Consider the following 13,583-nt stretch of genomic DNA (forward strand, 5'->3'; position numbering starts at 1 on the left):
GTTTCCAGTGAGATAAAATTAAGGAGCAATTGATGCCCGGTTTTTCGCGACGAGATCTGCTGACTTCGTTTATGGCCACGGCTGTTACAGTACCGTTTCTGTCCACTGCATTCGCTTCAATGGAAAGCATGCGAACGGCAAAGCTTTTTTATACCAAAGCCGGACAGGGGCGTAATATCCTGCTGCTTCACGGCTGGGTCTCAGACTCCCACGACTGGAGCTGGCAGCTCCCGGTGCTGGAAAAAAAATATCATACTGTCGCAGTGGATCTTCGCGGACACGGACGCTCTGAGGTGATGCCTTCTGGCCAGTATCAGCCCGACCACTACGCCGCAGATATTATCTCATTAATGGAAACCAGATTTACGGGGCAGAAATTCACACTGATTGGGCATTCCATGGGAGGGCAGATTGCGGCCCGCATCGCGGCCTTCAGGCCGGATCTGGTTGATGCAGTCATTTCTGTAGACGGCTCATTGGGGTTCAGCGAACAACTCCGCCCTGTTTTTCAGGAAACGACCTGTCGCCTTCAGAATGGCGACCCTATCACGGCAACACAGGCCATGCTCGAAAACTTTTATGACCACGCAACCAGTCAGGCATTTAAGATCTGGCATTCCAGAAGAATGATGGGAATGCCCCTGGCACCGTTTCGTGAATCCTTTGGCCCTCTCTTTCTGGGGGACGACCAGGTTGGGGTGGGGAAAGGAAGTGAAATGCTGTTAAAACAGATCAAGGTGCCATTTTATCATATGTGCCGCTTTCAGGCGCAGGCAGAGCAAATGCGTGGGTGGCTGGCAAACCCCAAATCGAAGGTGGAAATGTGGGAACACGCTGGTCACTGGATAATGCAGGACCGACCGGATGACGTCAACGCAGCGATTGTTTCGTGGATTGATAACCTGTGATGGAAGTTTCTTCTCCATATCTATTTATCGATTATTCTGAGTGGAATTATTAAATGAAAGACCCTATTGTTCGAGTTGTTCAATCTGCTTTTTCAACGTCATCCAGTCGCTGTGGCTCAGGCGGGCAGGCGATCTATCAATAATTTTCGATATCAAAACTGCCTCCTGTTATGCTGTCAGTAAGTGACTATCAGACACCGGTAGTTATAAAAATAGAGACCGGACTCTTTCCCCAAGAGAAAAGATAGCAAATAGCAAAACAGGCAGGTAAAAAAAACGACGTGAAAAAAATAACCATGTAATGTGGTAACGAACGGCTGGCATTGCCCCTGACTATTAAGTGACCACAAATATAATACGGAAGGTAATAAAGGAACTCACTAAAGAATAAAAAATCATTACTTTTGATAGAAAAATTATACATATCTATCAATGAGCAAAAAACGAACATCATAAAGACAAAAAATAATAAAATTCGTCTCTCCGTGTTTATCACTACAACTCTAATTAATGGAGTGAAAATATACAACCATGAACCCGCTGACGTTAGCACCGTGTCGTTTATTGTCAGCCTTTTCCATAAATGCATCAATTTTGTTATTTCCAAGTTATAACAAAAAGTTAGTCAGCGTATTACCAATCTGGGGGATAGACTTTCTTTGCTAACTATATAAGTATACCGGCCGATGATGGGATGGCTTTTTGAACACCAGCAAGAAAGGCGGTTTTCCTGGCCTCATGAGTGCTGCAGTTGCCCTCCTCTAAGGGTTACCGGTTGAACCAGTAACCCTCTTCTCGCTTTCTTTTATCCATTTTCTACACGCTTTTCGAGCCCTCCGGCTGATCACACCGCCGGGCTGAAATTTTGGCACACTTCACATTTATTAATGATTTGTGATGTTGTTCAGAACTACGGTGTAGTCACACTCAGATAATCATAACCGTCTACACTATGATTACACGGCATTTTTCCTGATACTCACTCTTCACCGGGATGTGCATATGATGAATACGCAACAAGAGAAATCACCTGGTTTATTGGCTATTTCCGCGTTGGGCATTGTTTTTGGCGATATCGGTACCAGCCCACTTTATACCTTCAATACGGTAATACAGCTAGCGGGTGGCGCTACTCAGCCAGCCACCATCCTGGGACTGCTCTCCACACTGTTCTGGACCTTAATCATTGTCACCTCTGTTAAATATGCGCTGTTTGCCATGCGGATTGATAACAAAGGTGAAGGTGGTGTTCTGGCGTTGATGTCTCTGCTACAAGGTAATCAACCCAAACACCAGAAATGGATCATTGCCGCCGGCCTGCTTGGTGCGGCATTTATTTATGGCGATGGGGCGATTACGCCAGCTATTTCTGTATTGTCAGCGCTTGAAGGATTGGAACTGGTGTTTCCTGAAACCGCAAATTATATCCTGCCGCTGACACTGGCTCTGTTGATTCTTCTCTTCGCTATTCAACCGCTGGGCACAGACAAAATAAGCCGATTTTTTGCACCGGTGATGTTACTGTGGTTTGCCGTTCTGGCGTTACTGGGTATCAAGAGTATTTTGAGTTATCCCGCCGTGCTCTGGGCGCTGAACCCAGGTTATGCGCTGGCATTTTTTGCCAGCCACGGACATATCGGCTTATTGATTCTTGGTGGGGTATTTCTGTGCGTGACGGGAGCGGAAGCACTGTATGCCGATATGGGGCATTTTGGTCGCAAGCCAATCTGGCTTGCCTGGTATGTGATGGCACTTCCTTGTCTGCTGCTCAATTATGCCGGTCAGGCCGCGTTTATTTTATCCGGTGCGGATGTCAGCAATAATATCTTCTATCGCCTCTGTCCACCTTCATTGCAAGTGCCCTTGATTGTTCTGGCAACCCTGGCAACTATCATCGCCAGTCAGGCAATTATCTCAGGTGCCTTTTCGATGACCAGGCAGGCCATTCAGTTGGGTTGGCTACCCAGAATGAAAATTACCCAAACGGCGGAACAAAGTTATGGGCAAATCTATCTGGGAACCATTAACTGGCTATTAATGGTGGTGACACTCAGTCTGGTTATTTTTTTCCAATCGTCAGAGCGACTGGCCGCGGCTTACGGTATTGCCGTATCCATTACCATGCTGATGACGACGCTGTTGTTGTATATGGCAATGCGTAAGATTTGGCACTGGAACAGAATGCTGAGCCTAAGTATCACCACTGTCTTTATCCTGATAGACCTCGGTTTTTGCGTCGCCAATATGCTGAAAGTGTTCGAGGGTGGCTACGTTCCCCTGCTACTGGCTATGCTGATTTTCTGCATTATGTTTATCTGGCGTCGGGGCGTGACCCGGGTATCACAAACGGTGTCGGAAAAAACGCAGTCGGTGGATGAATTCCTGTCATCATTACAGAAGAATGGTATTTCACGGGTGCCGGGCGTGGCCGTATTTTTGACCAGAACACAAAATGTAGCGCCCCCGGTAATGCGCTGGCATGTGAAGCGTAATCACGCACTGCATGATAAAATTATCGCGCTGACTATTCAGGTACTGGATGTACCGCGAGTCAGGAAGGAAGATAAATTGATTATTACCGAGCAGTACCCAGGTTTTTGGCAAGGAGTGGCTTACTATGGATTTATGGAAAAACCCAATATCCCCGAACTGCTTAAACAAACGCCCCCCATTCAGGCATGCAACGACCATGAAGCCGTGACTTACTATATCGGCCATGAGTCGATTGTTGCCAAAGATGGCACGGATGCCCTGCCACGCTGGCAATCCTATCTTTTTGCCTGGATGATGAGAAACAGCCTGCATGTCACCGAGTATTATCAGTTGCCGGGCAATCAGGTAATCGAAATCGGCCGCCGAATAGCTATCTAACCAGCCATCGAAGGGTGACAAGCGTTTCTTCTGTCTGTCACCCTCTAATATCCCTTCCAGCCCTGCTTTGCGATAGAAAAGGTAGTGTTTCAGACAGCATTTGGGTTGATAAGAAATAGTATGTTGTAACTAATATTGTGATCATTTGTGCCGTGGTGACATGCAATAAATATTGGCAGGAAGCGTTCAGGAACAAAGGGCGGACAACCGCCCTTCTCTAAAGTAGACGTTAAACAACGAAATCTGCTGTTTGTGATACCTGACCCACGATTTTCACCAGGAATTCCGCGGAAGTATTGTTATCGAGATTCAGATAAAGATTGCTGACATTGGATGAGGCATCCCAATTAAGCATGACCTCTCCACCGCTACCGCTGAACTGATTAACAAAGTGCAAATTGTGGCCGGTATTGAATGCGGAAAGATCGATCTTATCAACCCCGGTCTGAAAATCGAGAATCCAGTCTGGGGCGTTAACACTCGAGTCAGACACCTCGGTATACACAAAGGTATCTTTGCCACTACCACCATACAGACGATCGGCACCGCCCCCACCATAAAGGATATCGTCGCCAGCTCCACCCTGCAGGGTATTATTGGCATCGTTACCAATCAGTACATCATTGCCTGAACCGCCAATCGCGTTTTCAATGGTGACCCCGTGAGCAATCGATATATTGCCTTTCAGGCCGCCAACATCCGAAAACGCGCCTTCATTGAGATTGATACGCTGGTTATTGCTGTAGCCAGAGAAATCAAAAGTGTCGTTACCGCCCGCATCCCATACCGAGAAAATCAGCGCCTTACTGCTGCTGGTCGCGGTATAGAAATCACGATCGGTATTGGAATGGAACCCGTAGATGGTATCCCCTGTGCGGGTGGACATATTGGCACCGTATAAACGCTGAATGGCCTCGATATCATCCAGCATCGGTCCGGCGGCATAGTGACCTTTGAAATCACCGCCGGTATTTTTCTCACTCCAGTAACTCATGATACTGAACTGGCGGGTGTCTTCCGCGTAAGTGACATCGCTGTAACTGGGGTTCCCGACACCGGCATTATAATCGCCAGGATGATTCAGGCCCAACGCATGGCCAATTTCATGCGTCAGAGTCTGGCGACCGTACTCCATCGTATCCGGACTACGAATGTTATCTACATTGTAGTTGTACCAGGTCGAGCCTGAAGCACTACCACTTCCCGGCAGGTACGCATAAGCCTGGGAACCGTAGTCTAAACGACCGCTAGAATCACGGGTGTAATTACCGAAGGTGACATTGGCCGACTGATTACCGGTCACCTCCGTAAACGTGATATTGGCGACATCCGCCCAGGATTGTAGCGCCAGCTTCGCCTGGGAAATTTGTGCGGCATTGAATTTGACAAAACCGGTGTCTCCATCCGGTGTAGCTCGCGCTGACTGCAGAAATTTAAACGTCAGATTAGCTGATTTGCCAAACACATTCGCACCATTCCAGCTCACATTGTCACGGGTAATTTGCGCGCCTGCCTCCTCAAGCGAGTAAGAAGGCTTGCCGTTAATCGTTAATCCGTTACCACGTTCATGGTAGTGCAGCAAATTATAAATTGCGTCATAACTGCTGCTGGAGGCAGATAGTGAATGTAAAGCGTCATCATCACGTGAAGACAGATTTCTTTCCATAAAACCCTCATTCTCATGAATAATCATAAAGCGCCATTAGATTTCGGGATAAAAACACCCTACGACCTTAATGGCCTATTTTTAGGAAATAAATTTGCTAATATCAGATATAACTTAGTCAGCACTGTCACCAGCACTGATTAGTTATATAATTCACTGTAATGAATTTGTAAAGAATGCATCGTTATTTTTCCATTTCACCACAGTGACATGAGGATAATTTAAATATGCCGCTAATTGATGAAAATAAAATAAGTTATAAGAATGGTAAAAGAGAAAAAGAAAACGATTGCTTTGCAACAGAGAAAGTATTACTAGCCGTAGATTATTGCAGTAAAGAATAATATCGCAATAAGATATTAATAGTAAAAAAGGGCAGAGAGTCTGCCCTGTTTATGACGTTCAGTAATTAATTACACGATAACATCAGACTGTGCTACCTGACCGACTATACGCACCAGGAAATCGACAGAGCTGTGGCCCGCTTCATGTAACCACAGATTCGTGATGCTATCCGCTGCATCCCACTGCAGTATGATTTCCTGCCCTTTACCAGAGAACTGATCCTGCACAAAACTCAGTTGCCCTTCGCTACGGAATGCCGACAGATCGATTTTGTCCACACCGGTCTGGAAATCAGTGATCCAGTCGTACGCAGACAGAGTTGAATCCTGGCCGCTGCCGTAGACGAAAGTATCACGCCCGGCACCGCCGGTCAGGGTATCCGCCCCAGCACCACCGTACAACACGTCGTTGCCCGCGCCGCCCTGCAGCACGTTATCAGCGCTGTTGCCAACCAGAATATCGTTACCGGAGCCGCCAATCGCATTCTCGATAGTGACCCCGTGCGCAATCGATACGTTGCCTTTCAGGCCGCCAACATCCGAGAACGAACCTTCATTGAGGTTGATACGCTGATTATTGCTGTAGCCGGAGAAATCAAAGGTGTCGTTGCCGCCCGCATCCCATGCCGAGAAAATCAGTGCCTTGCTGCTGTCGGTCGCGGTATAAAAATCACGATCGGTATTGGAATGGAACCCGTATACCGTATCGCCAGTGCGGGTGGTCATATTGGCACCGTACAACCGCTGGATGGCGGCAATATCGTCAATCATCGGCGCACCACCATAGTGACCGTTGTAGTCAGCGCCGACTTCATTCTCGCCCCAGTAACTCATGATGCTGAACGGATAGCTATCCTCAGCATACACGGCGTCATTATAGCTTGGCTCCCCTTCCCCAGCATTGTATTCCCCAGGATGCGCCAGGCCAAGCGCATGCCCAATTTCATGGGTTAATGTCTGACGACCATACTCTTCCGCACCTGGATTGCGGATGTTGGACTGATTATAGTTATACCAGGTGCTGCCTGCGCCCTGATACTGACCCGGATAATAAGCATAGGCCTGTGTGCCATAATCCAGATTACCGCTGGCATCACGGGTATAATTACCAAAGGTGATATTGGCTGATTTATTTCCCGTTACCTCGGTAAATGTCAGGTTGGCGACATCAGCCCAGGATTGCAATGCCAGTTTCGCTTGTGCAATTTGCTCTGCATTGAATTTCACAAACCCGGTATCACCCGCTGGAGTTGAGCTTGCTGATTGCAAAAACTTAAACGTCAGATTAGCCGATTTGCCAAATACGTTGGTGCCATTCCAACTGACATTCTCACGGGTAATCTGCGCCGCGGCCTGATCAACAGAATAAGAAGTCTTGCCATTAATCGTCAGACCATTACCACGATCATGATAATGCAGAAAATCATAAACGGAATTATATGCACTGCTCGCATTTGCTGATAATGCGTGTTGAGCGTCATCTTGACGCGAAGATAGATTTTTTCCCATAAAATCCTCTGAAAATAATATAACCGAGAGTAGCCATTACTTATTCAGGGCGAACACATCCCTGCCAGAATGGCATGTAAATAAGATTTCGATGGAAATCTTATTAAACAGGATAGTGACACTACCCTGTTTAATATTTTCAGTGATTAATTACACGATAATATCGGACTGCGACACCTGACCGACGATACGCACCAGGAAATCGGCAGAGCTGTGGCCTGCTTCATGCAACCACAGATTCGTGATGCTATCTGCCGCATCCCACTGCAGTATGATTTCCTGTCCTTTTCCAGAGAATTGGTCCTGTGCAAAACTCAGCTGCCCTTCGCTACGGAATGCCGACAGATCGATTTTGTCCACACCGGTCTGGAAATCAGTGATCCAGTCGTACGCAGACAGAGTTGAATCCTGGCCGCTGCCGTAGACGAAAATGTCGCGACCAGCACCACCGGTCAGGGTATCCGCGCCCAGACTGCCGAACAGCACATCATCGCCCGCGCCACCCTGCAGGACGTTATCAGCGCTGTTACCAACCAGAATATCGTTACCAGAGCCGCCAATCGCATTCTCGATAGTGACCCCATGCGCAATCGATACGTTACCTTTCAGGCCGCCAACGTCTGAGAACGAACCTTCATTGAGGTTGATACGCTGGTTACTGCTGTAACCGGAGAAATCGAAGGTGTCATTGCCACTGGCATCCCACACCGAGAAAACCAGCGCTTTGCTGCTGTCGGTCGCGGTATAAAAATCACGATCGGTATTGGAGTGAAATCCGTATACCGTATCACCAGTGCGGGTGGTCATATTCGCGCCGTACAGCTTCTGAATAGCCGCAATATCATCCATCAAAGGTCCGGCGGAGTAATGGCCTTTAAAGTCTCCACCCGTATTTTCCACATCCCAGTAGCTCATGATGCTGAACTGGCGGGAATCCTCTGCATAGGCCGCACTGTTTTTATAGCTGATATCCCCTTCACCGGCATTATATTCGGCCGGGTGGCTCAGCCCCAGAGCGTGCCCAATTTCATGGGTGAAGGTATGTCGCCCGTATTCTTCGGTACCCGGGTTACGCACAGTCGATTGGTTATAGTTGAACCAGGCGCTACCCGATAGCGGATGCGTCCCCGGATAAGCCGCGTAAGCCTGCGTATCCGTATTCAGACTGCCATCCGCATTGCGGGTGTAATTGGCAAAGGTAATATTCGCTTTTTGATTAGGACTGACCTCGGTGAAGGTCAGGTTCGCGACATCCGCCCACGACTGCAATGACAGCTTTACCTGTTCCATTTGTACCGGCGTAAATTTTACCGGCCCGGTGTGGCCGTTGGGCGTCGACGTAAAGGTATTCAGGAACGAATAGGTCAGATTCGCCGCCTTACCATACACATTATCACCGTTCCAGGTGGTATGCGGTCGGGTTAACCCTTCATCCACCGCTTTATCCGTGGAATAGGACGGCTTGCCATTCACCGTCACGCCATCGCCACGTTGATGGTAATACCAAAAATCATAGACATCGGCATAGCCGATATAACTACCTGCCTTAGCGGCAGCAGAGGTATTTAATGGTATATTTTCGTTTTGTTGCATATTACTTCTTCCATAAAGTCTGACTTATTTATTACAGTCAGAATGCCTTATTCGCCATTATATCGTCGGCAGTCACCCTGACCGCCCAACGAATGGCACACCCTTCTTTCGCAGCCTGCTACGAAAGAAATCTTGTGGATACGGCATAAATTCGCGCAACAGGCGCTTATTAATGTGTTTTATTGCCGGATGGCGTTTTTACCTTCCCTTTTCTGGCAACATCGGCGGGTTGGAACCAGGCAGCCAGTTGCATCATGTCCTGCTCATTGAGCGTACCTGCGGTATAGCGCAGAATTAACCATGCCTGAAGCCAACGATATTTCACTTCCGCCAGTTCACGCCGGGCGTTGTACCACTCCTGTTCCGCCATCAATACATCCAGATTAATACGCTCACCACCGGCAACGCTTTGGCGTGTAGCGCGAATGGCTTCCTCTGCGGCATCGACACTCATTTGCCAGGCTCGGATCTTGGCCGCGCCGTTGGTGCACAGGTTAAACTGACGGCGTAATTCTGCGAAGGTTTGCCGGGTCTGATTATCCAGTTCAGCCTGATTTTGCTCATATTCCGCTGTCGCCTGACGCATTGACGCCGACACCGCACCGCCGGAATACAGAGGTACACGCACCTGCAACCCTACCGTCTGGGTGTCATATTTCTGGTTATAGTTATATTCAGATTCAGACAGGCTATTGCGGGTTGACGCCACCAGATCCATGCTCGGCAGATGACCGGCACGGTTCCGCTCGATTTCATAGCGACTGTAACCGACGTTCTCTCGCTGCACCGCCAACTTTGCGTTGTGCCGGACCGCCAGTTCACGCCATTGCGTCAACGAACGGTTTTCCGTCACATTATCCGGCAACACCTCCAACGCCAGCGGCGACAAATCCTGAATCTGTAGCGGCGAGCCAATCATATTTTCCAGCGTAGTCATGGCGGCATCCAGCGTATCTTCCTGCTCAATACGCTGCGCATTGGTGACAGTGTAACGTGCCTCCGTCTCACGCAGATCGGTTTGCGTCCCTTCCCCCGCCGCCAGCAAGCGACGATTCAACGCTAATTGTTCTTCGTAGGTGCGACGTTGCGCATCAAGTAACGTCAATTTTTCTTGTGCCAGCAGCGCGTCACTCCAGGACTGATAGAGTCGGACCATCAAGTCCTGGCTGCGATCACGAAATCGCTGATCGGCCATCAGTTTACGACTGATACCCTGCTGATAACGCGCCCAGGCGGCATAATCCAGCAACGGCTGACGCAGCGTCAGCGTTGACACATAGTTGTCGTAATCACGTTGACTGGTGTTATTCACCGTACGATCCCGCTGCGTCACCTTGGAATGGCTGTAGTTGACACCGTAGTTGTACTGTAACGACGGCAACAATCCGGCCCGACCGATCGCCACTTCTTCCTGCCCGGCATCCCGTTCAAAACCAGCCGCTCGCAACTGCGCATCATTACGCAACGCCAGTTCCCAGGCGTCTACCAACCCCATCGCCTGAGCACCGCCGCCCGTCAGAGATAACCCTATTGACAGAGATAACACTACCGACAGTAATACCGCTTTCCTTCGCATTGCTTTCTTCCGTTACTCTTCCGTCAATGCCAGATGCATACGATCCATCAACGGCTTAAACAGATAATTGATAAACGAGCGTTCCCCGGTACGCACAAAGCCCTGTACCGGCATGCCGGGTTTAATCTCCAGTCCATGCAACGTTCGCTTGCCTTCTTCGCTCACCTGAATACGCAGGCTGTAATACGGCACGCCATCTTTCTCATCGACCAGTCTGTCGGCGGAAAGCAAGGTCACCGTCCCTGGAACGCGCGGTGTCGTGCTCTGGCTAAACGCGGTAAATTGCAGTTCCACCGGCAACCCGGCCCACACTTTATTCACCATTTCTACCGGAATACGGCCATCCACCAGCAAAGGCTGATCTTCCGGCACGATTTCCATCATCACCTGTCCGGCGGCGATCACCCCACCTTCAGTGAAGACCTTCATATCCACCACTGTGCCGGCAACCGGCGCACGCACCTGCACATTGGCCAGATTAAAATCCGCCTTCTCGCGCTGGCTTATCACTTCATTCAATTTGGACTGTACGTCAGATAACTCGCTGCTTACCTCACGGTCATATTCCTGCTGACGCTGGGCAATACGCAGTTTCTGTTGCTGAATATCACGACGGATTCGCCCTGCATCGCCGCTGGTTTGCGCCAGTTCTCCGCTGACCTGTGCGAACAGTCGCTCCATCTCCAGCATTTTATTGCGTGGCACATAATTCTCTGCCGCCAGTGGACGTAACCCTTGTAATTGCTGGCTTAATACGGCTTGTTCCGACTGCTTGCTGGTGATCACTTTTTGCAGCGCGCCAAGCGATGTCTCCATACCGTCGATACTGGCGCGCACACCGTCGGTTTCTAGTTTCAGGGCTTGTTGTCGGCTATACAGCAAATTTTCCTGTAACGCGATAATGCCCGTCATTTCCGGCCGCCGACGTGCCTCAACCAGCCGGGGCGTCGCCACTAGCGATGGTTGATTACGCTGTTCCGCCAGTAGCCGGGCTTCGCGCGCAATCAACTGATCATATTGGGAACCCAGGCCCTCGCTGGTGGTACGGGCATCAACGGCATTGAGCGTCAGCAATACCTGACCAGCAGCAACCCGGTCCCCCTCTTTGACCTGAATGCGCTCAACAATGCCGCCTTGCATGTGCTGAATCACTTTACGGTTGCCAGACACCACGACATTACCCTGCACCGCCACGCCTTTATCCAACGGTGCCAACAAGGCCCACAGCAGAAAGCCGCCAAAACCGGCAAACACCAGCCACCAGCCTAATCGCAACGCCCGTTCTTCATCACGGCTGGCGCGATCGCGCATTGTCGTTTCGCTTAATTCATCCTGTGTCGTTACATCCATGCCTGTCATTGGTTCATCCCTGTTATTGCGGCATCACAGCCGGCGCATTCATCCGGGCCTGATTGGCTGCGCTACGTTGCTGCAACTCCGTTAGCACATCCCGGGCCAGGCCCATACGCTGTTGCTGGCCTTCATGGAGGATCAGAATTTTTTGTGCCAGCGTCGTCAGCGCCGGACGATGCGTAATGAGCACCACGGTAGCTCCACGTTTTTGCAGTGCGACAATTGCCTGCATCAGGGCCTTATCACCGTCACTGTCAAGGCTGGCATTAGGTTCATCTAGCACCAACAGGCAAGGATCGCCGTACATCGCCCGGGCCAGACCAATACGCTGACGCTGCCCCCCCGACAAGCCACTGCCGCCATCCCCCAATTCCGTGTCATACCCCTTCGGCAAGGACAAAATCAGCTCGTGTACCCCCGCCAGTTTTGCCGCCGCCACCACTTTTTCCGGGTCGGCTTCGCCAAAGCGGGCAATGTTTTCCGCCAGTGTTCCTCTGAACAACTGTACATCCTGTGGTAAATACCCAATAGCCGGGCCGAACGCGCTTTTATCCACCAGATCCAGGTCTGCGCCATCCAGGCGTACTTTGCCTTGTGTCGGCGCTTGAGCACCGACCAGCAAGCGAGCCAATGTAGACTTACCAGAACCAGAAGCGCCCAACACCACCAGTGTTTCCCCCGCTTGTAGTGAAAAATGGATATTCTGTAATCGGGCGTTGCCATTACCTTGTGCCGGGCGCAGTGATACCTGTTCAACACTGAGCTGACCTTCCGGCGCGGGTAATGCCATCGATTCGGGACGCGGCGGATACACCGCAATCAACCGGGTCAAACGTTGCCAGGCAATGCGTGCGCTGCTCCACTGTTTCCACACGCCGATCAACTGATCGATCGGGCTTAAAACACGACCAACCAGAATGGAGCCGGCGATCATCATCCCCGGTGTAATTTTGCCGTCGATCGCCAGCAATGCCCCTAACCCCAACATGAATGATTGCAACGCGATACGGCTGTATTTGGAGGCACCACCCACCGCTGCGGCACGCTCGCTGGCGAGATTCTGCAGAGAAATAAAGCGGTAATGACGTGCCAGCCAGCGCTGACGCAGGTTACCCAACATCCCCATCGCTTCAATCACGTCAGCATTGCGCAGTTGGGCATCCGCCAGGTGGGTCGCCTGCTGGGATTGCAGGTTAGCTTCCGCCAGCGGTTGGCTGGTCAGATACTGGTTTAGCCAGGTCAGCGCAACCAGTACGACGGTACCGCCCAGAGCCAGCAACCCCAACCAGGGATGCAATAAAAACAGAACCAGCAGGAACAACGGGAACCACGGTACATCGAAAAAGGCGAATAACGCATTGCCAGTAATGAACTGGCGCAACAGGGTTAAATCGGTGAGTGCCATTCCGGCGCGCCCATCACCAGCGTCAAGATTACGGGCAAAGGCCGCATTGAAAACATCCTGATTGAGCGCCATGTCGATTCGGGTCCCCAGTCGCACGACCAGCAGGCTGCGAACCCATTCCAACGCCCCCATAAACGCGCACAGCCCCGCCATCAGCAGGGTCAGCATCAGCAAGGTAATACCGTTGCCAGACGCCAACACCCGGTCATACACCTGAAGCATGTAGACCGAAGGAGCCAGCATCAGCAGGTTAATGACCGCGCTGAAAATACCGACGCTCCAAAAACTGCGGCGAAACTGACGCAGTACGCCGAACAGCGAACGATCTTGCTCAGAGGAAGCATTCACGACGGGCGAC

The 13,583-nt window shown here is 50.4% G+C and carries 8 protein-coding genes and 1 pseudogene; 2 read left to right on the forward strand and 7 right to left on the reverse strand.

Annotated features, from left to right (window positions below; translation table 11 throughout):
- The first annotated feature begins 32 nt into the window (after positions 1-32).
- A complete protein-coding gene (locus LF929_RS10425) occupies positions 33-908 on the forward strand; it encodes an alpha/beta fold hydrolase (RefSeq protein ID WP_080649085.1) in 876 nt (291 codons plus the stop codon).
- 69 nt (positions 909-977) lie between these two features.
- Here the strand turns inward: LF929_RS10425 and LF929_RS10430 are convergent.
- Positions 978-1,067, reverse strand: a pseudogene (locus tag LF929_RS10430) (resolvase); the annotation flags it as partial.
- Between the two features lie 843 nt (positions 1,068-1,910).
- Here LF929_RS10430 and LF929_RS10435 point away from each other — a divergent pair.
- The gene (locus tag LF929_RS10435) at positions 1,911-3,779 is read left to right on the forward strand and encodes a potassium transporter Kup (RefSeq protein ID WP_226092544.1); all 1,869 of its coding nucleotides are present in this window, start codon (positions 1,911-1,913) and stop codon (positions 3,777-3,779) included.
- Positions 3,780-4,008: 229 nt separating this feature from the next.
- Here the strand turns inward: LF929_RS10435 and LF929_RS10440 are convergent, their stop codons facing one another.
- The 6 genes from LF929_RS10440 to LF929_RS10465 all read right to left on the reverse strand — a co-directional run bounded on the left by LF929_RS10440 (position 4,009) and on the right by LF929_RS10465 (position 13,573).
- Positions 4,009-5,445: a serralysin family metalloprotease gene (locus LF929_RS10440; RefSeq protein ID WP_080649131.1), complete on the reverse strand. Its 1,437-nt coding sequence runs from the start codon at positions 5,443-5,445 to the stop codon at positions 4,009-4,011.
- 413 nt (positions 5,446-5,858) lie between these two features.
- Entirely contained in the window at positions 5,859-7,298 is a 1,440-nt protein-coding gene (locus LF929_RS10445) for a serralysin family metalloprotease (RefSeq protein WP_226092543.1), read from the reverse strand.
- Between the two features lie 150 nt (positions 7,299-7,448).
- Positions 7,449-8,891: a serralysin family metalloprotease gene (locus LF929_RS10450; protein ID WP_226092542.1), complete on the reverse strand. Its 1,443-nt coding sequence runs from the start codon at positions 8,889-8,891 to the stop codon at positions 7,449-7,451.
- Positions 8,892-9,060: 169 nt separating this feature from the next.
- Positions 9,061-10,467: a TolC family outer membrane protein gene (locus LF929_RS10455; protein ID WP_226092541.1), complete on the reverse strand. Its 1,407-nt coding sequence runs from the start codon at positions 10,465-10,467 to the stop codon at positions 9,061-9,063.
- Between the two features lie 12 nt (positions 10,468-10,479).
- Positions 10,480-11,826 carry an HlyD family type I secretion periplasmic adaptor subunit gene (locus LF929_RS10460; protein WP_038907980.1) on the reverse strand — a complete coding sequence of 449 codons (1,347 nt, stop codon included), beginning with the start codon at positions 11,824-11,826 and terminating at the stop codon, positions 10,480-10,482.
- 13 nt (positions 11,827-11,839) lie between these two features.
- Entirely contained in the window at positions 11,840-13,573 is a 1,734-nt protein-coding gene (locus LF929_RS10465) for a type I secretion system permease/ATPase (RefSeq protein ID WP_226092540.1), read from the reverse strand.
- Positions 13,574-13,583 lie beyond the last annotated feature (10 nt).

Origin of the sequence: Dickeya oryzae, from assembly GCF_020406815.2 — a bacterium.
Classification (GTDB): domain Bacteria; phylum Pseudomonadota; class Gammaproteobacteria; order Enterobacterales; family Enterobacteriaceae; genus Dickeya; species Dickeya oryzae.